Source organism: Fictibacillus macauensis ZFHKF-1, from assembly GCF_000269865.1.
Lineage (GTDB): Bacteria > Bacillota > Bacilli > Bacillales > Fictibacillaceae > Fictibacillus_C > Fictibacillus_C macauensis.
Genome location: NZ_AKKV01000025.1, coordinates 141,319 through 166,940 on the forward strand (window position 1 = coordinate 141,319; position 25,622 = coordinate 166,940).

Here is a 25,622-nt window from a genome sequence, read left to right on the forward strand (position 1 = left end):
AAAAGAAAAAAACGCTCGACGTCACTTCACAGTCACATCGAGCGTTTTTTTCTTACTGCATTGGCGGTTGGTGGGGAAATTGTGACATGTACCCGGTAAATTGTTGGTTAGCCTGTTGTAGTGTTTCAGGTTGTTCAGGCGTTAGCGCATACCAGCCCTTTTGAAACATAAGTTCATAAAGTGTGCGTTGCATCGTTTTCGTTTCATCAAAAATATGATGAATTTCTTCGTATAATGCGGTATGACTCGCTTCATTCATGGCAGTAGAATAAGAAGCTGTCATATATTTCTCATACGCTAGTAGATCATTTAAATGATCTCGATCATTCATCTCCGGCGTTTTTGAAATCGGAGTTTCAGGATTTTGAATTTTCGTAGGTTGCCGCTTCATTCGTTATCGTCGCTCCTTATTGGTTACAATACTCTTGACTTGGTGGCACTAATCTATTTAATAACAGTTGATAATGTTTTTCATGCAAATGACATGCTTCTTCTAACACCTTTTTCACATCAGGATCGGTACATTGATTTGCTGCAAAATGCGCTTTCTTAAAGCCAAGCAAGTTCCAAGACAGCATATCCGTTAGATAGCTATAGTCTTTTGTTGTAATGACTGCAGGGGGTTGTGTAAATGAAGGGGTTTTCGTTCCCTCTTGTTCATGTTGAAATTGCATTTTTCCTACCTCCTTTTCATTTTTCGTTCATCAGAAATAGCTTTCCTAGGGCAATAAAGAACTATACATTTTTTTATATAGTCTTGCATTTAAACGGAGGTCGTTGTATAATTTTTCTTGTCAGAGATTGTGGGGCATTAGCTCAGCTGGGAGAGCGCTACGCTGGCAGCGTAGAGGTCAGCGGTTCGATCCCGCTATGCTCCACCACTTTTATTGACTATAAAGAAATTCGATTCCTTCCACTGTCTGCATACAGATGATGGGGGTTTTTTTATTTGTCTAACCATATAAAATAAATCCTCTAGCCCTTTCCCCCATAAAAAAAAACGAAGTAAAATGCGTCGCCACACTTCACTTCATTCGTTTGTCATCGTTTACATTTTTTTAGCGCCGAGATATCTTGGGCCCCAGTACGTATTTTTCAACGAGCTAACCGTTACGCCTGTCGAAGAGCCGCTATGGATAAACTCATTGTTACCAATGTAAATGCCAGCGTGAGATGCGCCTGGTTGGTACGTTTCAAAAAAGACGAGATCCCCAACTGCTGGTGAAGATACTTTTACGCCCTTTTCATACATTTGCGCTACTGTTCTCGGTAAGGCTACCGATGTTTTTTCATCGAACACATACTTTATAAAGCCACTGCAGTCAAAGCCTTTTGGCGACATCCCCCCCCATACGTAAGGAACACCTATGTATTTTTTAGCAGCTTTAATTAATTCCTGTGGATTCGTTTGGCTTGGTTTTGGACTATTTTTAACTCCAAGTGCTTGGAAGGTCTTTGGTCCTACAATGCCATCCGCTGATAACTTCTTTTCTTTTTGGAATTTTACGACAGCTGAAGCGGTTACAGTTCCAAAATAAGTTGTTACGTTCTTTTCTGAAAAATAGCCTTTTGCTTTTAACGCCTTTTGTAACTCTTGAACGTCAGGATGAGTCATCCCTTTTTTTAACGTTTGATCACCTAAAGCAGCATGACCTACTCCTGAAGTTGTTGCAAATAAACTACAAGCAAGTACTGCTGTTACTAAACTTTTTTTCAATGTATGTTCCCTCCACTACGATCTCTATCATTTGTACCATCATTCTACTATTTATTTGTAACAGTTCCTTTTTAGGCAGATTACAACTAGGTTACATTTTTTTCACAAATTCATCAGTATTCTTCTTTTTTCGACAAAATTAGACAGAAAAAAAGCTGTCAACTTGACAGCTTTCGACTAATCTTCTCCCATTCTATAACAAAAGTAACGGGGTCATTCCTCCTATAAAAAGAAGGATAAGGGTAAAGAGCACCATTGCCACCCGTTGTGTAGTCGTCACGTTAAAGACTTGATCTTCTTTAGCTTCCGCAGCATGGTGATGTTCATGATGCTCGTGATGTTCGTGATGTTCGTGAATCATTTCTTGCTTCCGTTCTGTCATAAGACCGTGCTTCATGTTTTTTTGTACCATCCAGACGTTAAACGGATACGCAACAATAAAGCCAATCGTTACGCCTAAAGACATGATGAGCCAAAAAAGAGGTTGTGCTGGATCCATTGCCGCCTCTCCGCTTTTCATCATGCTAATTGTCATAACCGGTGCCATCGCCGCCATCATCGCATTCATTGATATAAATTCAGGCGTAAACGAATGTTTTACATTTTGCCAATACGAACCACCCATCATTTTTTTCATAAACAATGCTTGAAAAATGAATAAGCCAAATAGAAAACCAGCGCCATATTCCACTAATAGATCAACCCACATTGGGAGTTGAAAGGTGCTAGTAATAAGAGCGGCAGCAATAATCCCTGTGGCATCACCTGCAATACAGTGAACAGTCGAGCCGACCCCTTGCTTCCATAAAGGCTTTATAAACCTTTCATGCGTTCCTCGATATGGCTCTTGATCAGCGAGCACATACAATAAAAAAGCAAGTGGTCCCATATATAAAGTAATGAGGAGAAAACCCCATTTCATAACAAGCGGTTCGGGATTATAGCGAAATTGATGAAGAGCAACGTATAGCGTTGATAATCCACACAGAACTAGCCAACTAATGCCTATAAGATTTACTTTTGATAACCATGACCACGTTTCGAGTAACATTCGTATCCTACTTCCTTTCTCTGCTATTTCTTTTTCTATTCCCTACCCTCACTAGGGCAAATCACATTTATTCATAGTATAAAATACCCCTTTCTTCATAAAAAATCCCGCTACACCGCCCTTCTAAATAAATGAGTAGTTTGGAATAATGAGTAATTACAAATTTTAACTTACACTTTAGAGTGTGTACGATTACATAAAAAAGGGGACCTTTTTGCGATGAATAAAAAAATGTGGGTTAGCTTTGCGGTTACAGGAAGCATCGTTCTAAGTGGTTGTTCTATGAACGAAAAGACTATTGTTTCAAAACAAAAAACAAATGACACGGCGAAACATGAGCTAAAAAGTAACGAAAAAACAGAAGCAGCGCCTGCGCAAGAGAAAAAAACATTCCCTGAAGAGGTCAATTATGAAAAGCTACCAGAAATCTATGATACGTTAGCTCCAGAAGCTCAGCTTGGAACAGTAAATGCCTTGCTCTATAAAGTGACCGTGACCTTTGACATGTCGATTGGTAATGCTGAAGTTTTAATTCAAAATGGCATTAATCAGAACATCGTTGACTCTGTAAAATATTCATTAAAGAAAAGTGAAGGACAGTATGATCAAAAGTTACGCAAACAAGTAGCACTTGCTTATCAACTATTAAATCAATCAGACCTCTCTGATCAAAAGGGAATTAAAAAATTAATTGACACGCACAAAGATTATATGAAGATTGTTGACCAGATGATTGGTATTATCCACAAGCTTTCTGTGAAGAATGCAGGCGCATCTCGCAAAAAAATGAATCACCTCAAACTAGAGTACCTAGAGCAAGCCAAAAAAAATGCCATTCAATTTAATTTGCTTGTACAGCACTCATCTTTAGATCAGAAGAAATATCAAGACTTTACTTTAAAAGAGTTAAAAAAAATCAATAAAGAAATGGCATCAGACATGGAATAATTCATAACACAAAAGAGCGGAAAAAGGTTAGTACCTTCCGCTCTTTTTCTTCTTTACCTCTCTCTTAACATTTCTCCCGCAACTTTCATGTAAGCGCTATTTTAACCGCCTTGCTAAAAAACTTTTTTTCTTTCTTCCTCCTTTGCTTTCATTTTTGTAAGAAGAAGAAAATGAACGTATTTCAATGAATTTCAAAGCATTTCAAGAGTTAAACAAAGGTAGATTACGGAATTTCCAAACTTTTTCTTTAGAAAATCACGCCATTTATAAGTTTTTCGTTAAATATTAAGAAGTTTTCATGTATAATTGTTCCGAATCATTTCGTTGGAAAATGTCGATGTTTTATTGAAGAAAATAGATCGAACGATAGATGAGGAGTGGCTATGACGAATACAATTATTGAATTTAAAAATGTAACAAAGCAGTATGATAATGATTCTCCCGTTCTTGACCATGTCAGCTTTGAAATTGAACGCGGTAAATTTTATACATTGCTTGGGCCTTCTGGTTGTGGAAAAACAACCATCCTACGTTTAATTGCCGGCTTTACTGAGGCTTCCGTAGGAGATATTTATTTTGATGGCAAGAAAATGAACGATGTGCCAGCTAACAAGCGGCAAGTAAACACGGTCTTTCAAGATTATGCACTTTTTCCTCACCTGAATGTGTTTGAAAATGTAGCCTTTGGCTTACGCATTAAAAAGTTAAAAGAGAGCGTTATTAAGCAAAAAGTGCAAGAAGCGTTAACGTTTGTAAACTTGGCTGGCTATGAAAATCGTGAAATTCGCGAAATGTCAGGTGGACAACGGCAGCGTGTGGCCATTGCACGAGCAATCGTCAATGAACCAGAAGTAATTCTTTTAGATGAACCATTGTCTGCCCTCGATTTAAAGCTTCGTACCGAAATGCAGTACGAGCTTCGTGAACTGCAACGTCGTCTGGGCATTACGTTTATCTTTGTTACACATGACCAAGAAGAAGCGCTTGCGATGAGCGATGAGATCTTCGTACTCAATCGCGGTAAAATTCAACAAAGTGGAACACCTATTGATATTTATGATGAGCCGATTAATCGCTTTGTCGCTGACTTTATTGGTGAATCAAACATTGTAGAAGGCCGAATGATTGAAGATTACCTTGTTGAATTTGTTGGGGGTCGCTTTGAGTGTGTAGACCAAGGGCTTAATCCAAATGAAGCAGTCGAAATCGTTATTCGTCCAGAAGATTTAGAAATTACGACAAAAGAACGTGGAAAGCTTAAAGTAAAAGTTGATTCACAGCTCTTTAGAGGTGTGCATTATGAAATTAGTTGCTATGATGAGGATCAAAACGAATGGCTTGTTCATTCCACGAAAAAAGCCAATGTTGGAGACGAGATCGGCTTGTACTTTGATCCTGAAGCCATTCATGTTATGCGTTTTGGGGAATCAGAGGCTGATTTTGATCGCCGTTTAGAAGCGTATGATCACGGAGATGCCCATGAACAATAAAGTAACACGTAATCTGTATTTACTTCCTTATGTCCTATGGATTGTGCTTTTTGTTATTGCACCAATCATACTCGTTCTTTATTATTCATTTTTTGATGTTGATGGAAACTTTTCTTTTATTAATTACAAAACCTTCTTTACGCCTGTTTATTTACAAATGACGTTTAGTTCGTTTTGGTACGCTTTTTTAATTACAGTCATGTCTTTGCTTGTTGCTTATCCTACCGCTTACTTACTAACAAAAACGAAGCATAAGCAACTTTGGCTATTGTTAATTATCGTCCCCTCGTGGATTAATCTGTTGTTAAAAGCGTATGCGTTTATCGGGATCTTCGGACAACAAGGGTTTGCAAATGCTTTTCTTGAAGCCGTTGGAATTGGTAAGCAAGAAATTTTATTTACTGATTTTAGCTTTATTTTTGTGTCTGTTTATATTTTTATACCATTTATGATATTACCTATTTTTAATAGCTTAAATGAGCTAAATCCAACACTCCTTGATGCAGCCAATGATTTAGGTGCTTCAAAGTGGACATCGTTTCGCCGTGTCATTTTCCCGTTAACGATTGATGGAGTAAAGGCTGGCTGTCAAGTTGTATTTATTCCATCCCTCTCGCTCTTTATGCTCACACGCCTTATTGCCGGTAACCGTGTCATTACGCTCGGTACAGCGATTGAGCAGCACTTTCTTGTGACAAGAGACTGGGGCATGGGCGCTACAATTGCTGTCTTTTTAATTATCATTATGGTGTTAATTATGACCATTACGGGCAGCAGAAAGAAAGGGGTGTAATGTGATGGATAAAAAGAACACACCATTATCTAAATTATTTTTACTCATCATCTTCTTGATTTTATATGCACCCATATTCTTTTTAATTTTTTATTCCTTTAATAGCGGTGGCAATATGAACCATTTTAAAGGATTTACACTTGATTGGTATAAAGAGCTATTTCACGATTCTCGGTTGTTAATTATCGTTCTCAATACCGTTCTCGTTGCTTTGCTTTCATCATTAATTGCTTGTATTGTAGGGACATTTGGTGCGCTGGGCATTCATTCTATTCGAAAGAAGCGTCCAAAAAATGCGTTACTTGCTTTAAATAACGTATTAATTGTTAGCTCAGACGTCGTTGTTGGTGCTTCTTTTTTAATTCTTTTTACACTCGCTGGAATTAAGCTTGGTATGGGCTCTGTTCTGTTGTCACACATTGCCTTTAGTATCCCGATTGTCGTCCTTATGGTACTACCAAAGCTACAAGAGATGAGCCCATCGCTTATTGATGCGGCACGAGATCTTGGGGCAAGTCGCTGGAACGTAGTCACAAAAGTTATTTTCCCTTATATAACACCAGGTGTCTTTGCCGGATTTTTTATGGCACTCACGTATTCACTTGATGATTTTGCGGTGACTTTTTTCGTTACAGGGAACGGCTTCTCTACGTTATCCGTAGAAATCTATTCACTTGCACGACGTGGTATTTCCTTAAACATTAATGCGTTGTCTGCTTTAATGTTTCTCGTTACAATGCTGTTAGTCGTTGTGTATTATTTTATCTCCCAACGAAACAAGTCAAGTAGATTGGGGGTTAAGAAATGAGTAAACTGCTTCGTTTCTTTATTACGATCATCGTTTTATCTGGGATTTTATTTTACATTGTTTCACAAGTAAACACGTCTCAAGGCTATACGAGTAAAAACACGTTAACGATTTATAACTGGGGCGACTATATTGATCCTGATTTGATTAAAAAGTTCGAGAAAAAGACGGGCGTTAAAGTTATATACGAAACATTTGATTCCAATGAAGCGATGTTAACGAAAATTGAACAAGGTGGTACAACGTATGATGTTGCGATCCCTTCTGAGTACACGATTGAAAAAATGAAGCAAGAACATTTATTGCTTCCGATTGATTTATCAAAAGTTCCAAATATAAAAAACATCGATAAACGGTTTCTTGACCTGCCTTTCGATCGAGGCAATACGTATTCTGTTCCGTACTTTTGGGGAACGGTAGGTATTGTGTATAACAAAAAATTGCTCGGTAATAAAAACATTACAAGTTGGCAAGATTTATGGGATAAAGATTTACGCAATAAAATTTTCCTCGTTGATGGGGTACGCGAAATTATGGGAATCGGTTTAACGACAACCGGCTATTCCTTAAATGATACGAATCATCAGCATCTCCAAAAAGCGAAGCGTAAGCTCGACACGTTAATTCCTAACGTTCGCGCCATAGTAGGGGATGAAACGAAGCTATTATTAGCAAATGGTGATGCCTCTATTGGCATTGGCTGGTCAGGAAATGCCGCTGAAATTATTGACGAGAATCCTGATTTAGATTATGTTATTCCAAAAGAAGGCTCTAACCTATGGTTTGATAACATGGTTATTCCAAAAACAGCCAAAAATAAAAAAGCAGCGCTACAGTTTATGAATTTTATGCTTGATCCAAAAGTAGCCGCTCAAAATACGGAATATGTTCACTACTCTTCACCTAATAAAGCAGCATTGAAGTATTTGCCTAAAGAAATTTCAACGGACAAACGTTTCTATCCTCCAAAAAAAATAACAGATCAACTTGAAGTCTATCGAAACTTAAGTCAAAAGGACATTTCTTATTTTAATGAGCTGTTTCTTGAATTTAAAATGCATCGAAAATAAAGACTAATAAAAGAAGTTCTGATCACTGTTGTTGATCAGAACTTTTTTATATGAACGGGTAAACCCCTAATTTCTAGCAATTTTTACTCATTTTTATCTTTCTATGCATTTTCCCTAAATGAGAACTTAAAATATGCTATCATTTATGAGAACTACTTTTGAAGTTGGAGGCTTTATCTATGAAACGACTAACAAAACGTTTAATCGTAATATCCTTTGATTGCTTATCGTCGCTCGATTTACCTATGCTTAAAGAGCTTCCGCATTTTAAAGAACTCTTACAACAAGGTTCCTATTGTAAGAGTGTGGAACCGATTTACCCTTCTGTTACGTATCCATCGCATGCGTCTATTGTTACTGGTAACTTTCCAAACAAACATGGCATTGTTAATAATACGTACATTCAGCCTGGTGCACTGTCCCCGGATTGGCATTGGCATCGCAAAGATATTAATGGGACGACCTTATACGATGAAGCCAAAAAAGCGGGCATGAAAACAGCCGCCTTACTTTGGCCTGTTACGGCACGTGCCAAAATAGATTACAATATGCCGGAGATCTTCGCTAATCGACCATGGCAATTCCAAATTCCTGTTTCGTTATGGAATGGTAGCATGGGCTTTCAGCTAGATATGCATCGCCGCTTCCGACACATTCGTAATGGCATTCATCAACCTGCACTTGATGACTTTGTACTCGAAGCTACAGTACATACACTGGTAACGAAACAACCCGATTTAATGCTTATTCATTTCACAGATCTTGATACGCAACGTCATTATCACGGCTTTTCATCAGAAGAAGCACTAGCGTCTCTTCGTCGGCACGATGTGCGGTTAGGACGTATAATGCAAGCTTTAAAGGAAAACGATTTGTATGAATCTTCAACACTCGTTGCCTTAGGTGATCATAGTGCACTTGATGAATCAATCGCCATTCAAGTGAATACACTCTTTTTAGAAAAAGGACTAATCACCATGAATGAAGCAAATAAAGTAACGAAATGGCAAGCATTTTGTCATTCCTGCGATGGTTCTGCCTATATTTATCTTCACAAACAAGCAGATTCAGCGCTTAAAGAGCAGGTAAAACAGTTGTTAGAAGAGAAAATGAAAGATGAAGCCAATGGTATAGAAGCGATGATTTCAGGTGAAGAAGCGAACAAACGTGGAGCGGATGGTCAGTGTACGTTTATGCTTGAGGCAAAAAAAGGCTTTTATTTTAGCGAAGCGCTGCATGGTGGCTTTCTCCATGAAGTAACACAAGAAGAAGCTGATCGCCACGAATATACATTAGCAACACATGGCTATTCGCCGTCAAAGGAGAACTATGATACAATCTTTATCGCGGCCGGTGCAGGCATTACACCACATCAAGAGATTTCATCTATGCGTCTGGTCGATGAAGGACCGACGTTCGCTCGTCTCCTCGGACTCTCCCTCGGTGACACAGATGGAAATGTTATTGAAGAATTATTACACTACGACTAAACAATTTATGTATCGAAATGAAAAAAAGGGGATCAGAAAATGAAACCTTACTCTAAGGAAGAACGAAGTTGGATGTATTACGATTGGGCAAACTCTGCTTATTCGATCATCATTACAACCGCTGTTTTTCCACTCTTTTATAAAGCGGCCGCGACAAATGCTGGCATCCGTCCTGCGGATTCAACAGCTTATCTTGGCTATACGCTTGCAATTACAACCTTTATATTAGCCTTGCTTGGACCTATTTTAGGAACAATCGCTGACTACAAAGGCTTAAAGAAACGTTTTTTCACCTTCTTTTTTAGTATGGGGATCCTATCAACCGCCGCGCTCGTATTTATACCGAGCGATGATTGGATGTTGTTGCTCATCTTCTATACGTTAACAGCTCTCGGTTTTAACGGCTCCATTGTGTTTTATGATGCATTTATCGTTGATGTTACGACAGAAGCGCGTATGAATAACGTTTCTGCACGTGGCTTTGCCCTAGGCTATGTCGGGGGGACCATTCCCTTTTTACTTGCAATTGCCATTATTGTTCTTGCCCAAAATGAATGGATTCCACTTTCGGTCGTAGCAGCAAGTCGCATTGCCTTTTTACTTACAGCTGTATGGTGGGGACTCTTTGCGATTCCGCTCTTTCGTAACGTTAAACAATTATACTACGTAGAGAGAGAACCGCGGTTGATTCGCGCAAGCTTTAAGCGACTTGGAAATACGTTTAAGCAAATACGCGCATACAAATCATTATTTCTCTTTTTATTTGCGTACTTTTTCTTTATTGATGGTGTAGGTACGATTATCTCACTAGCTACTGCTTATGGAACGGATTTAGGGATTAGCTCCACGAGCTTGTTAATAATCCTTTTCATTAACCAAGTTGTCGCCGCTCCGTGTGCCATTCTCTACGGAAAATTAGCAGAGAAATACACCGGTAAAGTGATGCTTTACGTTGGAATCATTATTTATATTTTTGTTTGCATTTATGCCTACTTCTTACGAACAACGTTAGATTTCTGGATTATTGCGATGCTCGTTTCCTCTTCACAAGGTGGCATTCAAGCAATTAGTCGTGCATACTTTGCCAAACTCGTTCCCAAGCACAATGCAAATGAGTTTTTTGGCTTTTATAGTATTTTTGGAAAATTTGCTTCGGTGCTTGGTCCCTTGCTCGTCGGTATCACGGCACAAGTTACTGGAAACACGAGCAGCGGTGTCTTTAGCTTAATTTTCTTGTTCTTAATTGGTATGATTCTCCTTGCCTACGTACCAAGTGATAAAAAGCTCGGTGCAACGTCGATGAGCGATGAAAAAAAAGTAGAACCACTCACATAAATAACAGGCTAACAACAAACGATAAGGGATGATGTTGCAATGCAAACATCATCCCTGTTTCTTATGTCCTATTCTTACGAATGAGGTGAAAAAGCATGAGCTATAAAGATCATTTAGATCCACACTCAAGTAAGTTTCACCATAATTGGACACGCCCCAAGCGTGGGAAATCCCAAGTAAATGGCCATACGGAAATGTCTCAACAGAACATCATCCTAAAAGCCAACGCCAAGGCCCATCACTGGTAAGATAGAAAAAAGAAACAATGGAAGCTGTTCGAAAGCAACCTTTCGAACAGCTTTTCTACATTTTTTTACAAAATTTAAATGAATTCTTCATACCGTTCTTACTTAGCTTTGCTATACTTTTCTTATACATGAAAAGGAGGCGTTCTTTTGAAAAAATTACTCTCATTACTGCTTTTACTTTTTTCTTTTTCTTCGTTTAGTCCTGCTGTTTATGCAGCCGAACGCACGACTCATCCTGATGCGTCTATTGGTGGGTTAAAAGCACCACACATTGCAACGAGAAACCCAGAAGCTAGCCCTTTTTCCGGAAGTGTAACCATTGATAAAATAATCTATCCACTGCTTTCAACACCCGCCATTAAAAAAAGTGGCAGCACCCTAACTCTTCAGGTGGATACAAAAGGTGACGTCCCGTCAAATTGGAACGTTATCGTAAAAGACAAAGAAGATTCACCAACGAAACAGCAAGTATCACTTCCTGTTCAAAACGTCTCAAAAGGAACTTCTTATTGGCACAAAAGCGAATCCATATACGATGTGACGGTTTCGTTGCCAACTACCTTACGCGATCAGCTCTATAATGTTTTGGTTACATATGATACGAAAGGAAAAACAATTACCGATGAACAACCGAATGCTCTTCAGATTGTAACCGCCTTCAAAAAAGATTTCCGTTTTATACACCTTTCCGATATTCACGTTGGTTCACCGCGAAATCTAAGTGACCTACGCAATGCTAAAGAAGCTGGTTTTTGGCACCCACAAGAAAACAAACGATGGCTATACTTGCAAAAAACCATCCAAGAAGTGAACTTACTGAAGCCCGATTTTGTAGTATTAACGGGTGACCTTGTCTATGGTCAACTTAATCCTTTAGAGTATACGTATGAATATAAAGAAGCCTTTCGTATGCTAAAAAAATTCAATGTGCCTGTCTACGTTGTTCCTGGTAACCATGACTTGTATGCACAAGATGCCATGCTGACTGATGGCGCGAAATATTGGAGTCAATACTTTGGGCCGAGCTATTATTCTTTTGATTACGGTCCCTATGCACACATGGTCGGTTACAACTCTTATGACTGGAATACATTTGATCGCCAAGGTCATAGTGGACTTTTTGTTCCAACATGGGGAGGTCAAGTGCGCCAAGACCAATTAAATTGGCTAAAAGAAGATTGGCAAAAAACAAAGAAATCACCTGATCAAGTGCGCGCCATGTTTTCTCATCATAATCCTTTATGGAAAGACCGTGACATTTGGCCCGCATCCGATGCAAAAGTCGCTTCGTTTTGGAAAGAGTATGATCAACAACATAATCCACAGCGTCTATCCACGCTAATTAAAGGACAGTTTCTTGGCTTAAAATACGATCAGCAATGGCACGGTGAAGGCGCTGATGATCTTATCAAATTAATGCATGACAACGATGTTACACTTGCACTTCACGGTCATACACATGCTGATCATATTACGGAAAAAGATGGCATCCTCTACGCAACGACTGCATCAATCGAACTTGATGGCAAGCCGTGGGTTGGCTATCGTATTTTTCAAAAGAAAACAAATCAACCTTCCTTTACATCGTACGTTTATGAAGGTACGCACGCTTCTCAGCCGGTGTATGCGAATGGCATTTCCTATGAGGGGACGATGTCATTGGAAGCAATTTATGCCCAAGCAAATGATGGAACACAAAAGCAACAAACCGTCACCCTTACAAATCGCTTTCACGAAGATATGACGGTTACCGTTCCTCTTTATTTAGCGCAAGGAACGTATCGCGTATCCGATGGCACAATTAAAACAAACGAGGCTGTTGGCACCATACAAAAACTAGAAGTTGTCATCACCATTCCTAAAAACAGTTCAAAAACAATACAAGTAACGCCGGCTGGGACATAAACAGCCTAAGCACATAAAAAATGGCTTCATCATCCGTTTCGGTGATCAAGCCATTTTTTTCATGTCGCTCGTTCGTTTGTTTTAGATTGTCTTGCGTATGTATGCAGCCAGCGAATGCACCAAAAATTGGAGTCTTCTGTAAACACGCGCAGACCAGGTAAATGGCTTCTACCAACGTAGGTAAGGGATGAAAGTTAGAGCAAATGAAGAGATCCTCTCGTAAATGCGCTCAAAAAATGAGAAGAAATAGCGTAAAGCTCTTCAATGCGTTTAACCATTCCGAAAGAGTGCAGCGCACGGACAGGTTCATTCGTGTACAATCAAGTCAATTCCCCACATGCCACGAAACAGAGGGAGTATTGTGTCCAAGTCTTTTTTCGTAAGAACGTATAGGTCCTCTCGTTCTAGGTGATGCTGATGGTAAAAAAGGATGACTATAAAGATGACCCAGCGATCCATTACCTTAGCATTATTACTCACTCTTCTTCTCCTCTTTAGTGTAATGTTTTATATGCAACATGAGCTGTTTTTTCAGAAATCATCTTCCTTTATAGTGCGCCTACGGACAACCGAACGCTACATAGAAGCTGAGAAATGGAACGAAGCACTTCACGAAGCAGAGCTTGTTGAAAAACAATGGAATAAAGGCGAAGTGCTTATTTCGATAAAATATGCTGGCAGTAGTTTCACCTTACTTAATATCGCTTTAGGTGAACTAAAAGCTGCCATTCGCACACGTGATCCTCATACAGCAGCGAAAAGTGTGAAAACGACGCTTTATTTATTTGAAAACATAACTTCTATTTCACCGCGTAGTTCATAGGGGGACAAGGAAATGACGGATTTATTCGTATTTATCATTCGCTGCCTCATTATTATTCTTGCTACATGGCTCATAACTAATTTTATCGGAAAAAAATCTATTGCCCAAATTACGCCTTATGATTTAGCCATCTTATTTATTATTTCAAATGTAGCTGCTCAGCCACTTGTAAGCCATGATTCATTTAAAACTGCTTTTGGCATGATTCTTCTCGGCTTAAGCATCGTCTTAATTGCACGCCTTTCCTTGCTAAAAGTCTTTTACAAATTAGATTCCTCACCTAGTGTTATTATTGAAAATGGGCGTATAAACGAAGCTGAATTAAAAAAAAATCGCATGAGCATTTACATGTTGCGTTCTTTACTGCGCGTGCAAGGTTATTTTAAGCTCGCCGACATCCGCTACGCTGTTCTTGAAACAACAGGAGACATTGCCATTATTCCAAAAGCAAGCGCTCGACCTGTGACGACCTCAGACTTAACGCTTTCTCCTGCGGAAGAGGTGTTAACGTATGCAGTAATTATTGATGGACAACTCTCAGAGCAAGCGCTATGCGCCGTCCACTTAACGAAACAATGGCTTGTTCATGAATTGCAGGTTCAGTATCAAGCTCACATTTCTGATGTGTTATATGCCGAAGTAGATGACAATCATGTCCTTTTCGTAGACTTATACAAAAAAAACAAGGAAGCATCTCTATAATTGCGATGCCTCCTTGTTGCGTTAACAGTGATCCTCACGACACGCTTCTGTTGTGCTAGCTTCTTTTCCTTCAGCAGAAAGAGAATCTTCCGATGCTTTTTGTAGCACATCGCTAAAAATAGCAGCAGGCTGTGCACCAGATACACCATATGTATCATTAAAAACGAAAAACGGAACCGCTTGAATTTGAAGCTGTTGTGCGAACGCTTCATCTCTTCGAACGTCGTCTGCAAATCGGTCACCTTGCAATAAAGCCGTTAGTTCTTCACGGTCCAGCCCACATGACTCCCCTATTTGTAGCAACGTCTGATGATCATCAAGATCCTTCGCCTCGATAAAATGAGCTCGTAACAGCTTTTCTGTTACTTCATTCGCTGCTTGAACTGTTTTTGCGTAGTGAGATAAGCGATGGGCATCAAACGTGTTCGCTGGCACCATCTCCTCAAAGTTATACGCTAAATCCACTTCTTGCGCTCGTGCAGCTACTTGTCCCATCATCTCTTTTGCTTGTTGCTCTGACATGCCAAATTTTTGTGCTAAGAGTTGAACAGCACTTGCTTGCGCTTCATTTGAAAAATGTGGATCCAATTCAAAGCTACGATATGTCACTTCTACGTTTTCTTTGCCAGCAAACTGTTGCAACGCTTTTTCAAATTCACGCTTCCCAATATAACAAAATGGACACGCATAATCTGACCAAATATCAACTTTCATATCGTTCTCCTCCCTTTCTCTCTATTGTATCCGTATCGGTCACCAAAAGCACAAAAAAAGCATAAATCACTACTGAGGTGACTTATGCTCTTTGTTGCTTTGCTTGACACGCTGTACATGTACCATAAAATTCTAAATGATGACCACGAATATCAAAATCGGCCCATTTAGCAGCCACAGACTCAACTTCATCTAATACCGGATAATGAAAATCAACGATCATCCCGCATTGCTCACAAATAACATGATAATGGGGCGAACGGTTTACTTCATATAGGCTACTTCCTTCCCCAAAAGAAAGCTCATTAATAATCTCATGTTGAATAAACGTTTTTAAATTATTATATACGGTGGCAAGAGTCATATAAGGCGGCATTTGGCGATGGATATCTTCTGCTGAAAGATGAACCTCCGCCGAAAAAATCGCCTGCAGAATGGCCACTCGCTGTGGTGTAATTCGTAAGTCATGTTCTTTTAACGTACGTTTAACCTTTTCCTCCACGTTCACCTGCTTCTAACCCCTTTCCTAAAAGAAAACAGGTATTCTTTCGGAAAAGAATACCTGTTAGTTGAGAAAATGAAAGCTAATTGAGAATATTATACTTCTTGTGGAACGCTTAATCCTAAGCCTTCCGCTACACGCGTTCCATATTCTGGATCAGCTTTGTAGAAGTGTTGAATTTGGCGAAGTTTAATTTTTTCCAACGCTACAGGCTTCATTGCTTCGACAACGTTATGAACTAAACGTGTACGTTCGTCTTTTGTTAATAAGCGATACAAATCTCCCGCTTGCGTGTAGTGGTCATGATGATCGTAGCCAACGGCATCCGCATTTCCTTCCACCGGATACGGTGTTTGCTTGTTTTCTGGTGATTCTTGTGGTCCATCAAAGCTATTTGGCTCATAATATACACTGCGACCACCATTGCTATCAAAGCGCATTTGACCATCACGTTGATAGTTATGAACACCGTTTTTAGGTGCGTTTATCGGTAATGCTTGATGATTTGCTCCCACGCGATAACGATGTGCATCTGCGTATGCAAACAAGCGACCTTGTAACATCTTATCTGGAGATACTTCTACACCTGGTACAAGCGTTCCTGGTGAAAAGGTTGCTTGCTCTACTTCAGCAAAGTAGTTTTCAGGGTTTTTATTTAACACCATGCGACCTACTTCAATTAGCGGGTAGTCTTTTTGTGACCATACTTTTGTCACATCAAATGGATCAAAACGATACGTATTTGCATCTTCAAGCGGCATAATTTGCACGCATAGACGCCACGATGGATGCTCCCCTTTTTCAATCGCATTAAACAAGTCTTCTGTATGATAGTCTGGGTTTTCGCCCGCAAGTTTCGCAGCTAAATCAGGTGATAAGTTTTTCACACCTTGCTCTGTTTTAAAGTGATACTTCACCCAGAAGCCTTCACCTGCTTTATTTACCCATTTAAACGTATGGCTACCAAATCCGTGCATATGACGGAATGTTGCTGGAATCCCACGATCGCTCATTAAGATGGACACTTGGTGAAGTGATTCTGGCGAAAGAGACCAGAAATCCCATACAGCTGTTGGGTTTTTTAAATGTGTTTGCGGATCTCTTTTTTGTGTATGAATGAAATCAGGAAACTTAATCGCATCGCGAATAAAAAAGACTGGTGTATTGTTTCCTACGATGTCATAGTTGCCTTCTTCTGTATAAAATTTCACGGCAAAACCACGGGGATCACGAACCGTGTCCGCTGAACCATTTTCGCCCGCTACCGTTGAAAAACGAATGAAAAGTGGCGTTTGCTTGCCAAGTCCATTAAACAAATCTGCTTTTGTATAGTTAGAAACATCATTTGTCACTTCAAAGTATCCGTGTGCACCTGCACCTTTTGCATGCACAACGCGTTCAGGCACACGTTCGCGATTAAAATGCGCTAACTTTTCTAATAAATGAACATCTTGAATGAGGGTTGGCCCTCGAGAACCTGCCGTCATGGAATTTTGGTTATCACCAACTGGTGCACCCCAGCTTGTTGTTAAATGTTTATTGTTAGCCATGAAAATCACCTCGGAAAGTTATTTAGAATCACTATAATCTAATACTATCACTTCTTAAAATAAAATCAATACTTTTTTATAATGATTATAAAAAAATAACCACTTTAATTTTTACCAACTTTTTACCTTTCTCATCCATCATTTTATCTCATTCCCCGCATAAACTGACTTTAAACAAGAAATCAGGAGGTTCTCATGAGCAAGAAAAAGGTCCATTTCGACTGGGCATCGCTTCAAGACAAAGTGGATTCAGTTCTTGGAAGTGAATTTTGGCACGAGTTAAATCGTGTCGTCCCGAAACGAACTGCCTGCACAGACTTATACGAAAATGATACGGAAGGTGTAGTTATAATAGAACTTCCAGGTTTATCATCGACGGAGGATTTGTCCATTTCCTTAGAATCAAACAAACTTATAGTCCAAGGAAATATTCCGTACCGCTATCCTGTGAGTCAAGATGAGCTTACCATGCAAGAACGATTAACGGGTCCTTTTACGAAAGAAATACACATTCCTTTTTTGTATCACCCAGATCAAGTTTCAGCAGCCTACAAACAAGGATTGTTAGAAATTCGTTTAGTTAAAATAAAAAAAACGAAACCGATTTCAGTCTCGTTTACTAAGGATGGCGCTGATCCATCGTAATATGAATTTCTCGAAGTTGATCGCTACGTCTTTTTTTAGGTAACGTAACTTCTACGACAGGTGCATGAAAATGTGCCGTTACATGCTGACTGCTGACAACTGCTGGAAGTGGAATTCTTGTTTCTCGTCCCGTTGCTCTGTTGGCAACTACGAGCTCAATGTTACTTTGGTACAGTGAAATCATTGAGAGATCGTTCTCATGGGATAGCGTCATGCGAACAACAATATACTCATTCAAATCATGAATTTCATAATTATACTCTTGCTCGTTACTGCGTTCATGATAACCTGTGTTTACTAGCGATTGCGTCATTGATTGCTGCACGTGGTTTCGCACATCAAACGATGCTTGATCGTGAGTGGGAGTGAGGTGATTTTCTAGCCATTTAAAAGGATCAAAAGCTTGTTGATTGTGATTGTACGCTTCACTTTGACTTTGTACCCATTTGAATGGATCAAAAGATTTAAAAAATGATGTCATTAAAGAAGTCCCTCCAATCTAACATAAAGGATGATGACAAAATGCGTATTGTATTTAATGACCTTATTATTGATCAGTTATCGCAATCATCTGGTGTTTTTTCTGGCGAAAACATTCACATCGGTACATCGGCCATCGGCAAACATAACGAAGGAACAGGACGAATCTCAGGTTCTCGAACCATAAGTGTGAATAATCGTTCCCTCGTCATTGATAGCGATGAATATGACTTTTATCAACATGAAACAGAGCAACAGTCAAAAAGCTAGAAAAAACGGTTAAGAACTGAGTGATTGCAATGGCTAATTGGTTTCCTCGTAACGAAATGAATAAAGAATATACACAATCGTTAGAAAACCGTATTCAACAATTAGAAACGATGATAGAGAAATTAACAGCTTCTACACACCATCATTATCATATTGAAAAGATTGAGCTACAACAGCCGATGATTGAAAACCTTTCCTTCAATTTAGAGTCCATTGATATAGAAGAACTGAGTGGCGCCTTAAATCTTGGCAATAATTTCGGCGTGTCTGTTGACAATCAAACCACTTCAACGAAAGAGAGGGAACAACGAGAAAATCAATCTCTGTTCTCACAGGGCACAATGACCAAAAATGAATCTGGCTACTCCTTTAGTTTTGCACGCAACCAGAAAGGAGAGTAATATGTCCTCACTCAATCCTAATTTCTTCATCGGCACCTTTCGAATTGGTTCTGTCGAAGGTGCCTCGTGCATTAATATGGGAAATAACTTTCCTGTTAATTTCAAAAGTCATAAAAAACAAAATCAAGGTCTTGGAACTATTAGTGGTGACAATAATCAATTTGATGGATTGCGCACACTGTTAGATGATGCTGACGTCATTGATATGCTAACACAAGGAGGCGATTCATCCATTCCTCCCTGGATTCAATCACTGATTCAAGAAAAACTCACCGAAGAAAAAGAGGAATCACCCACAGCAAGCAATGCTTAAGAAGAGGAATCTTCCTCCTCTAGTGGCGGAGCCGTCTCCGTAAAGGATGGGGGTTCATTTTGCTCACTGGATTCACTGGGAAAACTATCATCATCATTGTATTGATTTTGCCTATAGTACGTATCCACTACATCGTTATCGTATAAAACGTTTTTATTATAGAGAGAAAAATTTCTGGAGCCTACAACATTGCCGGCTCCTGTATTCATTTTTACGATTGAATTCCAATTAAGTTGCGTATTGGTTCCCACAAATACCCCAGCATTTTGGGCGATGACATTCACATTAATACAATGAAAAAGGACGTTCATCTTGTCTTTCTTCATGCGCGTCCTCCTAAATTTGCGAAGTCGGTTGCGGATTACCGAACTCAGGCTGAGCAACCGGTGTATCGGTAACATCATTATCAAACACTGTATTTATATTACCGGAAGTAAACGAAATTCCAACTTGAGATCCATTGCCATGGTTAATCTTTACGATTGCTGTCCAATCGGGCATATTGTTTTGACCTGCCGATACAGCAGCGTTGCCTTCTTGGTTATTTATATTAATCTGATTAAATACGACTGAAACCGGCACGGGCAACCCTCCACTTTCCCTATTTTACGGGCTGTGATTATTCATTAGCTTATTCATTTACACTTTTTTTGTGAAAAGTTATTTACGAACGTACGTTCTATATGTATAATAAAAATATAGAAGGTGCGGCATAATGCCGCCCTCCCCTCAACCTCGTTTCGTTTGATCAGAGACTATGTGAATATCAATGCCCGTTGCTTCTCTCATAATGTTATTCACGATCGAGCCCTTTTTTATTTCTTCCCAGCGGGTGCGCGCAGACTGTCCTAGTATAATTTGAGTGATTTTTTCTGAAACAGCTACGTCTGTAATAACTTGCGATATTTTCCGTTTATTCATTTGCTCCACAATAAAACTGGCATTAAATTGAGTCGCTAACTTTTTCCAATCTTGAATTTTTTTCCGTTCTTCCTGTGAACGATTCATCGATGCTTCATTTGATACGTGCAAAATGGTTAAGCTCGTTTTTAAACGGCTCGCAATTCGCCAGCCGCGACGAATTAAGCGCTCTGCATTACCTCCATGTTGAACACAAACCATGATTTTTTCATGTGTACCAATCGGACCTGTTTGCCCATCACGAAGCTTTGCTTTTTCACTGCGTTCATCTACATCATCTGCCACTTCACGCAAGGAAAGCTCTCGTAACGAGCTTAAGTTTCCTTTTGTAAAAAAATTCGCTAATGATTGTTCGATTTTACTCTGATGATAGATCTTTCCTTCTTTTAGGCGTTTTCTTAAGATTTCTGGCGTCACATCAATTAAGATAACTTCATCAGCAGTATGCAAAAAGCTATCCGGAATACGCTCTCTCACTTTTACACCTGTAATTTTCTCAACGATATCATGTAAGCTTTCAAGATGCTGAATATTAACCGCTGATAGCACATTAATGCCCGCCTGCAATATTTTTTCAACATCCATGTAGCGTTTCTCACGCGCTGAAGTTGGAACATTCGTATGTGCAAGCTCATCCACAAGAACGACATCTGGTGCCCGTTTAATGATCGCCTCGGTATCTAATTCTTCAAGGATATGTCCTTTGTATTGAATTTGTTGCTTTGGAATGATTTCTAACGATGAAACGAGATCAGCCGTTTCTTTACGATTATGTGTTTCTATAATGCCAATAACAACATCGACACCTTCTGCCACAAGTTCATGCGCTTCTTGTAGCATCCGATACGTTTTCCCTACCCCTGGGGCAGAGCCAATATACACTTTTAACTTGCCATACTTCAATTGCTCAATTTCTTGTAATATTTCCTCCGGTGTTTTTCGTTTGTATCCCGGAACCAATTCTCTCACCTCTACAGGGCAATAGAGGATGACTATAATAGCCATCCTCCCATGCTCATTTCTTTTGTAGTTCTTGCACCTTTAAATTCAATAGCAAAACATTTACACGCGGTTCTCCGAATACACCAAGGCTTCGTTTTTCCGTCGTATCTTTAATGAGTTCATCGAGTTTTTCGATACTGATTCCAGCTTCTTTACTCACACGCGGAACCTGAAACTTAGCCGCTTCAACAGAAATGTGCGGATCTAATCCCGAACCCGAATTTGTTAAGAGATCAACCGGTATATCTTTCGTTTCTACATTTCCATTTTCCTTCTTTAGAGCAACAATCGATTTTTCGACGCGCTTAATTAAATCTTTATTTGAAGGAGCATAGTTGTTTGATCCAGATGCCGCTGCATTATTTTCAATAGAAGAAATACGGCCATGGAAGAACTGTTTACCTTTAAAATCTTGACCAATGAGTTCAGAACCGATGACTTTTCCTTCCTTATTCTTAGTCAAGCTGGCATTTGCTTGATCTGGAAATACAAGCTGAGAAACTCCCGTCATTGCTAGCGGATAAATAACCCCACATATTACAATCATAATTAATGATAACCTTACTATTTTAAACAAGGTGAACCCCCCATATTTTAGCTTACTGTAAATAACGTAACGAGTAAGTCGATGATTTTAATACCGACAAACGGTACAATCACACCGCCTAAACCATAGATTAAAATATTGCGTGATAACAGTTTATTTGCGCTCATCGGTACGTATTTAACACCTTTCATCGCTAATGGAATGAGCAATGGAATAATAATCGCATTAAAAATTAACGCCGATAAAATAGCTGTTGTCGGGGAATGAAGTCCCATAATGTTTAATACTTGCATTTGTGGAATGGCTACCATGAACATCGCTGGAATGATGGCAAAGTACTTCGCAATATCATTGGCGATACTAAAGGTTGTTAACGATCCACGCGTCATGAGAAGCTGTTTACCAATGGCAACGACTTCAATAATTTTCGTTGGATCGGAGTCTAAGTCCACCATATTAGCAGCTTCTTTTGCCGCAATTGTGCCAGAGTTCATCGCTAATCCAACATCTGCTTGCGCTAGTGCTGGGGCATCGTTCGTCCCATCGCCTGTCATCGCAACAAGCTTTCCTTTTTCTTGTTCTTCTCGAATCACCCGGATTTTATCCTCAGGCTTCGATTCAGCAATAAATTCATCGACTCCTGCTTCTTTTGCAATTGTTGCTGCTGTTAATGGATTATCACCGGTACACATGATCGTTTTAATTCCCATCTTACGCAATTCATCAAAGCGTTCACGCATACCAGGTTTTACTGTATCTTTTAAATAAATTAAGCCAACAATACGGTCATCAATTGCTACTGCCAGCGGTGTGCCGCCTTTTTTAGAAATCTCATCGCTTTTCTCTTGTAAATCATGGGGCACTTTACCACCAAGCTTCGTTACATATTGACGAATGGAATCAACCGCCCCTTTACGCCAACTTACTCCATTTAAATCAAGACCACTCATGCGCTCTTCCGCAGTAAAAGGAATGATTTCACAGCCTTCGTAATGCGTAGCATCCCATTGTCCGCCTTGCTTTTTCGCAAGTTCTAACACCGATCTTCCCTCTGGTGTTTCGTCATATAGGGACGTAATGACTGCCATTTCTCGAACGTCATTTTCTGAAGCATCACCGGCTGGTACAAATTGTGCCGCCAAACGATTACCAAACGTAATCGTTCCTGTTTTATCCAAAATAATTGTGTTAATATCGCCGGCTGCTTCCACTGCTTTACCTGACATAGCTAACACATTAAAGCGCGTGACGCGGTCCATACCAGCGATACCGATTGCTGATAATAAGGCACCTATTGTCGTTGGTATTAAACAAACGAGCAACGCTACGAGTGTTGATATTTCAAGATTTACACCGACGTATTTTGCAATCGGTACGAGCGTTACGACGACGAGTAAAAAGATAATCGTTAAAGTAACTAATAAAATATTTAGCGCAATTTCATTTGGTGTTTTTTGGCGTTTAGCACCTTCAACTAGAGAAATCATCTTATCTAAAAACGATTCTCCCGGATCAGCTGTAATTCTCACTTTAATAGAATCACTGACTACTTTTGTTCCCCCGGTTACCGAGCTAAAGTCACCACCTGCTTCTTTAATTACAGGAGCGGATTCCCCTGTAATGGCAGATTCATCAATGGATGCTAATCCTTCGATAATTTCTCCGTCTCCAGGAATTAGGTCGCCGATTTCTACGAGGACAATATCGCCTTTTCGCAGCGTTTCTGACGAAACAACTTTAATCGTTCCATTTTTTTGTAGCTTTTTAGCTTCTGTATCTTTTTTAGCTTGTTTTAGGCTATCCGCTTGTGCCTTTCCTCGTCCTTCTGCCAATGCTTCAGCAAAGTTGGCAAACAAGATCGTAAAGAACAGAATACAAAATACTGCTAAGTTATAACCAAAGCGACCTTCTGCGTTAAAATAAGACGGTAAAATCATCATTAAGAACACGAGAATCGTTCCTACTTCAACGACGAACATCACAGGGTTTTTCATCATAACAAGTGGATTTAATTTCCGAAAGCTATCCACTATTGCTGTTTTTATTAATGTAGCGTTTAAGCTCCCTTTATTCGATTGATTCATTCCTCACACCTCTTTATTAGCGAATGGACAGGTATTCTGCGATCGGGCCGAGTGCGATAACAGGTAAGAATGTTAACGCTCCAATGATTAAAACCACTCCGATGAGAATCCCGGTAAATAGTGTATTATCTGTTCTGAATGTACCGATTGTTTCTGGAACAGGTTGCTTCTTCACAAGCGATCCAGCGACCGCTAATAGTGCTACGATGGAAATATATCGTCCAAAGAGCATGACAAGACCCGTTGTTACGTTCCAGAAGGTTGTACCGTCCGCTAATCCTTCAAATCCCGACCCGTTATTCGCCGCAGAAGAAGTGTACTCATAAAGAATTTGCGAGATTCCATGAAAACCAGGGTTACTAATCGCTCCTTTTCCTAAATCTGTTAAGAATGCAATAGCTGTAGGTCCTAAAATAATTAAAGGATGTGCTAGCAAGGCTACTGTAATTAGCTTCATTTCTTTAGGCTCAATTTTCCTGCCTAGAAATTCTGGTGTACGCCCTACCATAAGGCCACAAATGAACACACCGATAATCGCATACATAAGCATGTTTACAAGACCTACCCCATCGCCCCCAAAAACAACGTTTAACATCATTTGAGCGAGTGGTGTAATACCACCAAGCGGCGTAAGTGTATCATGCATATTGTTGACGGTACCTGTTGTTGCTGCCGTCGTCACAGTCGTGAAAAGAGCTGATTGGGCAATCCCAAAACGCATTTCTTTTCCTTCCATGCTTCCTTGCTCTGTGTTCAAGCCAAGTTTTGTTAACGCAGGATTCCCATTGCTTTCTGAAACGTAAGCTAGCGATAAGAACAGTAAGAACAATACGCTCATCGCTCCAAAAATGACCCAGCCTTGCTTACGATTTCTCGCAAATTTTCCATACGTATACGTCAGTGAAGCTGGAATACACCACATGGAAAGCATTTCAATAACGTTTGTTAAAGGCGTTGGATTTTCAAAAGGATGTGAAGAGTTTACACCGAAAAATCCACCACCATTTGTGCCCAAATGCTTGATTGACACGAGGGATGCAACCGGTCCTGTAGCAATCGTTTGTTTAACGCCTTCTACAGTTGTTACCGTAATGTTAGCATCTAGTGTTTGCGGCACTTTCAAGCCGACGAGCACGAGTGTCACGACAACAGCCATCGGAAGTAGTAAGCGTGTGTGGCCTTTTACAAAATCTTCGAAAAAGTTACCGAGTGTTTTTCCTTTAGACGTAATCCCACGAATAAAGGCAATGGCAACAACGATTCCCGTCACAGCTGATGTAAACATCATCATAATAATGACAGCCATCTGACCAAAATACGATAAGCCCGTTTCCCCACTATAGTGCTGTAGGTTTGTATTCGTCATAAAGCTTATAATCGTATTAAATGCCGTTGTCGGTTCCATATTATCAATACCATTTGGATTAAACGGCAAATAGTTTTGTAAACGTAAGATTAAATAGCCTACAGCTACTAAAACAACGTTTGTTAAAATTAATGAAATCGTATATTTCTTCCAAGTCATTGCTTTTCTTTCCGTTAAACCGCTGATCTTATAAATGAGTTTTTCAAATCCACCAAACACTTTATCTGTTTTATTCGGTTGATTGGAAAACACATGATACATATACGTTCCTAGCGGTTTTACGATGAGAAGCAGCAGAAGTATCACTACTGCTATTTGTAAAACACCCATGTTGTTAGTTCCCCCTATTTATAGTGCTTCATATTAAAATTTTTCAGGATGAATGAGCGCATACCCTAAATAGATTAGGAGGAGCGCCGACACGATCAGTGTAAAAATCATGACTCA

The 25,622-nt window shown here is 39.6% G+C and carries 30 protein-coding genes and 1 tRNA gene; 16 read left to right on the forward strand and 15 right to left on the reverse strand.

The window, feature by feature from the left end:
• Positions 1 to 52: 52 nt before the first annotated feature.
• Together A374_RS10000 and A374_RS10005 are read right to left on the reverse strand one after the other, a co-directional pair.
• Positions 53 to 391 (reverse strand): spore coat protein, encoded by a 339-nt coding sequence (locus A374_RS10000; RefSeq protein ID WP_007202087.1) that lies wholly within the window; start codon positions 389 to 391, stop codon positions 53 to 55.
• A 16-nt stretch (positions 392 to 407) separates the two neighbouring features.
• Positions 408 to 674 carry a hypothetical protein gene (locus tag A374_RS10005; protein ID WP_007202088.1) on the reverse strand — a complete coding sequence of 89 codons (267 nt, stop codon included), beginning with the start codon at positions 672 to 674 and terminating at the stop codon, positions 408 to 410.
• Between the two features lie 131 nt (positions 675 to 805).
• On the opposite strand from A374_RS10005, the gene A374_RS10010 reads away from it, so the two are divergent.
• Positions 806 to 881 (forward strand) — tRNA-Ala (locus A374_RS10010).
• 167 nt (positions 882 to 1,048) lie between these two features.
• Here the strand turns inward: A374_RS10010 and A374_RS10015 are convergent.
• Positions 1,049 to 1,717, reverse strand: coding sequence for a C40 family peptidase (locus A374_RS10015; RefSeq protein ID WP_007202089.1), 669 nt, complete (start codon positions 1,715 to 1,717; stop codon positions 1,049 to 1,051).
• 193 nt (positions 1,718 to 1,910) lie between these two features.
• The gene (locus tag A374_RS10020) at positions 1,911 to 2,768 is read right to left on the reverse strand and encodes a DUF4396 domain-containing protein (protein WP_007202090.1); all 858 of its coding nucleotides are present in this window, start codon (positions 2,766 to 2,768) and stop codon (positions 1,911 to 1,913) included.
• 219 nt (positions 2,769 to 2,987) lie between these two features.
• On the opposite strand from A374_RS10020, the gene A374_RS10025 reads away from it, so the two are divergent.
• From A374_RS10025 to A374_RS10070, 11 genes are all read left to right on the forward strand, one after another.
• A complete protein-coding gene (locus tag A374_RS10025; RefSeq protein ID WP_007202091.1) occupies positions 2,988 to 3,716 on the forward strand; it encodes a hypothetical protein in 729 nt (242 codons plus the stop codon).
• 383 nt (positions 3,717 to 4,099) lie between these two features.
• On the forward strand, positions 4,100 to 5,206 hold the full coding sequence (locus tag A374_RS10030; protein ID WP_007202092.1) for an ABC transporter ATP-binding protein: 1,107 nt from the start codon (positions 4,100 to 4,102) through the stop codon (positions 5,204 to 5,206).
• Positions 5,196 to 5,999: an ABC transporter permease gene (locus A374_RS10035; protein WP_007202093.1), complete on the forward strand. Its 804-nt coding sequence runs from the start codon at positions 5,196 to 5,198 to the stop codon at positions 5,997 to 5,999. The genes A374_RS10030 and A374_RS10035 overlap by 11 nt, the downstream gene beginning before the upstream one ends.
• 4 nt (positions 6,000 to 6,003) lie before the next feature.
• Complete coding sequence (locus tag A374_RS10040) at positions 6,004 to 6,807, forward strand: ABC transporter permease (RefSeq protein WP_007202094.1); 804 nt, start codon at positions 6,004 to 6,006, stop codon at positions 6,805 to 6,807.
• Entirely contained in the window at positions 6,804 to 7,877 is a 1,074-nt protein-coding gene (locus A374_RS10045; RefSeq protein ID WP_007202095.1) for an ABC transporter substrate-binding protein, read from the forward strand. The genes A374_RS10040 and A374_RS10045 overlap by 4 nt, the downstream gene beginning before the upstream one ends.
• A gap of 179 nt (positions 7,878 to 8,056) precedes the next feature.
• Entirely contained in the window at positions 8,057 to 9,367 is a 1,311-nt protein-coding gene (locus A374_RS10050; RefSeq protein ID WP_007202096.1) for an alkaline phosphatase family protein, read from the forward strand.
• Positions 9,368 to 9,406: 39 nt separating this feature from the next.
• Entirely contained in the window at positions 9,407 to 10,702 is a 1,296-nt protein-coding gene (locus A374_RS10055; RefSeq protein ID WP_007202097.1) for an MFS transporter, read from the forward strand.
• 95 nt (positions 10,703 to 10,797) lie between these two features.
• On the forward strand, positions 10,798 to 10,950 hold the full coding sequence (locus A374_RS20000; RefSeq protein ID WP_007202098.1) for a YpzG family protein: 153 nt from the start codon (positions 10,798 to 10,800) through the stop codon (positions 10,948 to 10,950).
• A 147-nt stretch (positions 10,951 to 11,097) separates the two neighbouring features.
• Positions 11,098 to 12,855: a metallophosphoesterase family protein gene (locus A374_RS10060; RefSeq protein WP_007202099.1), complete on the forward strand. Its 1,758-nt coding sequence runs from the start codon at positions 11,098 to 11,100 to the stop codon at positions 12,853 to 12,855.
• 442 nt (positions 12,856 to 13,297) lie between these two features.
• Positions 13,298 to 13,678, forward strand: a complete 381-nt coding sequence (locus tag A374_RS10065) for a DUF4363 family protein (protein WP_007202100.1) — start codon at positions 13,298 to 13,300, stop codon at positions 13,676 to 13,678.
• A 12-nt stretch (positions 13,679 to 13,690) separates the two neighbouring features.
• Positions 13,691 to 14,380, forward strand: coding sequence for a DUF421 domain-containing protein (locus tag A374_RS10070; protein ID WP_007202101.1), 690 nt, complete (start codon positions 13,691 to 13,693; stop codon positions 14,378 to 14,380).
• A 21-nt stretch (positions 14,381 to 14,401) separates the two neighbouring features.
• Here A374_RS10070 and A374_RS10075 read toward each other — a convergent pair whose 3' ends face one another.
• From A374_RS10075 to katA, 3 genes are all read right to left on the reverse strand, one after another.
• The gene (locus A374_RS10075) at positions 14,402 to 15,094 is read right to left on the reverse strand and encodes a DsbA family oxidoreductase (protein WP_007202102.1); all 693 of its coding nucleotides are present in this window, start codon (positions 15,092 to 15,094) and stop codon (positions 14,402 to 14,404) included.
• Positions 15,095 to 15,176: 82 nt separating this feature from the next.
• Complete coding sequence (locus tag A374_RS10080) at positions 15,177 to 15,602, reverse strand: Fur family transcriptional regulator (RefSeq protein ID WP_007202103.1); 426 nt, start codon at positions 15,600 to 15,602, stop codon at positions 15,177 to 15,179.
• An 89-nt stretch (positions 15,603 to 15,691) separates the two neighbouring features.
• On the reverse strand, positions 15,692 to 17,146 hold the full coding sequence (katA, locus tag A374_RS10085) for a catalase KatA (protein WP_007202104.1): 1,455 nt from the start codon (positions 17,144 to 17,146) through the stop codon (positions 15,692 to 15,694).
• A gap of 195 nt (positions 17,147 to 17,341) precedes the next feature.
• Here katA and A374_RS10090 point away from each other — a divergent pair, with 195 nt between their 5' ends.
• Positions 17,342 to 17,791: an Hsp20/alpha crystallin family protein gene (locus A374_RS10090; RefSeq protein ID WP_007202105.1), complete on the forward strand. Its 450-nt coding sequence runs from the start codon at positions 17,342 to 17,344 to the stop codon at positions 17,789 to 17,791.
• Here the strand turns inward: A374_RS10090 and A374_RS10095 are convergent.
• A complete protein-coding gene (locus tag A374_RS10095; RefSeq protein ID WP_007202106.1) occupies positions 17,766 to 18,272 on the reverse strand; it encodes a hypothetical protein in 507 nt (168 codons plus the stop codon). The two genes, A374_RS10090 and A374_RS10095, sit on opposite strands and share 26 nt — an antisense overlap.
• A gap of 41 nt (positions 18,273 to 18,313) precedes the next feature.
• Here A374_RS10095 and A374_RS10100 point away from each other — a divergent pair, with 41 nt between their 5' ends.
• The 3 genes from A374_RS10100 to A374_RS10110 are packed head-to-tail and all read left to right on the forward strand — an operon-like array spanning position 18,314 to position 19,255.
• Positions 18,314 to 18,541, forward strand: coding sequence for a hypothetical protein (locus A374_RS10100; RefSeq protein ID WP_007202107.1), 228 nt, complete (start codon positions 18,314 to 18,316; stop codon positions 18,539 to 18,541).
• Positions 18,542 to 18,570: 29 nt separating this feature from the next.
• The gene (locus A374_RS10105; protein WP_050979734.1) at positions 18,571 to 18,942 is read left to right on the forward strand and encodes a hypothetical protein; all 372 of its coding nucleotides are present in this window, start codon (positions 18,571 to 18,573) and stop codon (positions 18,940 to 18,942) included.
• A 1-nt stretch (position 18,943) separates the two neighbouring features.
• The gene (locus A374_RS10110) at positions 18,944 to 19,255 is read left to right on the forward strand and encodes a hypothetical protein (protein WP_040340500.1); all 312 of its coding nucleotides are present in this window, start codon (positions 18,944 to 18,946) and stop codon (positions 19,253 to 19,255) included.
• On the opposite strand, the gene A374_RS10115 is transcribed toward A374_RS10110, so the two are convergent.
• From A374_RS10115 to kdpF, 7 genes are all read right to left on the reverse strand, one after another.
• A complete protein-coding gene (locus A374_RS10115) occupies positions 19,252 to 19,581 on the reverse strand; it encodes a hypothetical protein (protein WP_007202108.1) in 330 nt (109 codons plus the stop codon). The genes A374_RS10110 and A374_RS10115 overlap by 4 nt on opposite strands.
• A 10-nt stretch (positions 19,582 to 19,591) precedes the next feature.
• On the reverse strand, positions 19,592 to 19,837 hold the full coding sequence (locus tag A374_RS10120; protein ID WP_007202109.1) for a hypothetical protein: 246 nt from the start codon (positions 19,835 to 19,837) through the stop codon (positions 19,592 to 19,594).
• 147 nt (positions 19,838 to 19,984) lie between these two features.
• Complete coding sequence (gene kdpDN / locus A374_RS10125; RefSeq protein ID WP_050979735.1) at positions 19,985 to 21,181, reverse strand: KdpD-like non-kinase potassium sensor; 1,197 nt, start codon at positions 21,179 to 21,181, stop codon at positions 19,985 to 19,987.
• A gap of 10 nt (positions 21,182 to 21,191) precedes the next feature.
• On the reverse strand, positions 21,192 to 21,755 hold the full coding sequence (gene kdpC / locus A374_RS10130; protein ID WP_156793193.1) for a potassium-transporting ATPase subunit KdpC: 564 nt from the start codon (positions 21,753 to 21,755) through the stop codon (positions 21,192 to 21,194).
• A gap of 17 nt (positions 21,756 to 21,772) precedes the next feature.
• A complete protein-coding gene (gene kdpB / locus A374_RS10135; RefSeq protein ID WP_007202112.1) occupies positions 21,773 to 23,809 on the reverse strand; it encodes a potassium-transporting ATPase subunit KdpB in 2,037 nt (678 codons plus the stop codon).
• Between the two features lie 16 nt (positions 23,810 to 23,825).
• Positions 23,826 to 25,505 (reverse strand): potassium-transporting ATPase subunit KdpA, encoded by a 1,680-nt coding sequence (gene kdpA, locus A374_RS10140; protein ID WP_007202113.1) that lies wholly within the window; start codon positions 25,503 to 25,505, stop codon positions 23,826 to 23,828.
• Positions 25,506 to 25,538: 33 nt separating this feature from the next.
• Positions 25,539 to 25,616, reverse strand: coding sequence for a K(+)-transporting ATPase subunit F (kdpF, locus tag A374_RS21455; RefSeq protein WP_083842010.1), 78 nt, complete (start codon positions 25,614 to 25,616; stop codon positions 25,539 to 25,541).
• Between the last annotated feature and the right edge of the window lie 6 nt (positions 25,617 to 25,622).

Bases quoted from the DNA above. Each gene is read 5' to 3' on its own strand.
- A374_RS10095 (WP_007202106.1), bottom strand. From the start codon at position 18,272: ATGACATCATTTTTTAAATCTTTTGATCCATTCAAATGGGTACAAAGT.
- A374_RS10065 (WP_007202100.1), top strand. From the start codon at position 13,298: ATGACCCAGCGATCCATTACCTTAGCATTATTACTCACTCTTCTTCTC.
- A374_RS10035 (WP_007202093.1), top strand. From the start codon at position 5,196: ATGAACAATAAAGTAACACGTAATCTGTATTTACTTCCTTATGTCCTA.
- kdpF (WP_083842010.1), bottom strand. From the start codon at position 25,616: ATGATTTTTACACTGATCGTGTCGGCGCTCCTCCTAATCTATTTAGGG.
- A374_RS10025 (WP_007202091.1), top strand. From the start codon at position 2,988: ATGAATAAAAAAATGTGGGTTAGCTTTGCGGTTACAGGAAGCATCGTT.
- A374_RS20000 (WP_007202098.1), top strand. From the start codon at position 10,798: ATGAGCTATAAAGATCATTTAGATCCACACTCAAGTAAGTTTCACCAT.
- A374_RS10020 (WP_007202090.1), bottom strand. From the start codon at position 2,768: ATGTTACTCGAAACGTGGTCATGGTTATCAAAAGTAAATCTTATAGGC.
- A374_RS10050 (WP_007202096.1), top strand. From the start codon at position 8,057: ATGAAACGACTAACAAAACGTTTAATCGTAATATCCTTTGATTGCTTA.
- kdpDN (WP_050979735.1), bottom strand. From the start codon at position 21,181: ATGGCTATTATAGTCATCCTCTATTGCCCTGTAGAGGTGAGAGAATTG.
- katA (WP_007202104.1), bottom strand. From the start codon at position 17,146: ATGGCTAACAATAAACATTTAACAACAAGCTGGGGTGCACCAGTTGGT.
- A374_RS10075 (WP_007202102.1), bottom strand. From the start codon at position 15,094: ATGAAAGTTGATATTTGGTCAGATTATGCGTGTCCATTTTGTTATATT.
- kdpB (WP_007202112.1), bottom strand. From the start codon at position 23,809: ATGAATCAATCGAATAAAGGGAGCTTAAACGCTACATTAATAAAAACA.
- A374_RS10100 (WP_007202107.1), top strand. From the start codon at position 18,314: ATGCGTATTGTATTTAATGACCTTATTATTGATCAGTTATCGCAATCA.
- A374_RS10090 (WP_007202105.1), top strand. From the start codon at position 17,342: ATGAGCAAGAAAAAGGTCCATTTCGACTGGGCATCGCTTCAAGACAAA.
- A374_RS10110 (WP_040340500.1), top strand. From the start codon at position 18,944: ATGTCCTCACTCAATCCTAATTTCTTCATCGGCACCTTTCGAATTGGT.
- A374_RS10005 (WP_007202088.1), bottom strand. From the start codon at position 674: ATGCAATTTCAACATGAACAAGAGGGAACGAAAACCCCTTCATTTACA.
- A374_RS10105 (WP_050979734.1), top strand. From the start codon at position 18,571: ATGGCTAATTGGTTTCCTCGTAACGAAATGAATAAAGAATATACACAA.
- A374_RS10040 (WP_007202094.1), top strand. From the start codon at position 6,004: ATGGATAAAAAGAACACACCATTATCTAAATTATTTTTACTCATCATC.
- A374_RS10045 (WP_007202095.1), top strand. From the start codon at position 6,804: ATGAGTAAACTGCTTCGTTTCTTTATTACGATCATCGTTTTATCTGGG.
- A374_RS10070 (WP_007202101.1), top strand. From the start codon at position 13,691: ATGACGGATTTATTCGTATTTATCATTCGCTGCCTCATTATTATTCTT.
- A374_RS10055 (WP_007202097.1), top strand. From the start codon at position 9,407: ATGAAACCTTACTCTAAGGAAGAACGAAGTTGGATGTATTACGATTGG.
- A374_RS10115 (WP_007202108.1), bottom strand. From the start codon at position 19,581: ATGAAGAAAGACAAGATGAACGTCCTTTTTCATTGTATTAATGTGAAT.
- A374_RS10030 (WP_007202092.1), top strand. From the start codon at position 4,100: ATGACGAATACAATTATTGAATTTAAAAATGTAACAAAGCAGTATGAT.
- A374_RS10000 (WP_007202087.1), bottom strand. From the start codon at position 391: ATGAAGCGGCAACCTACGAAAATTCAAAATCCTGAAACTCCGATTTCA.
- kdpA (WP_007202113.1), bottom strand. From the start codon at position 25,505: ATGGGTGTTTTACAAATAGCAGTAGTGATACTTCTGCTGCTTCTCATC.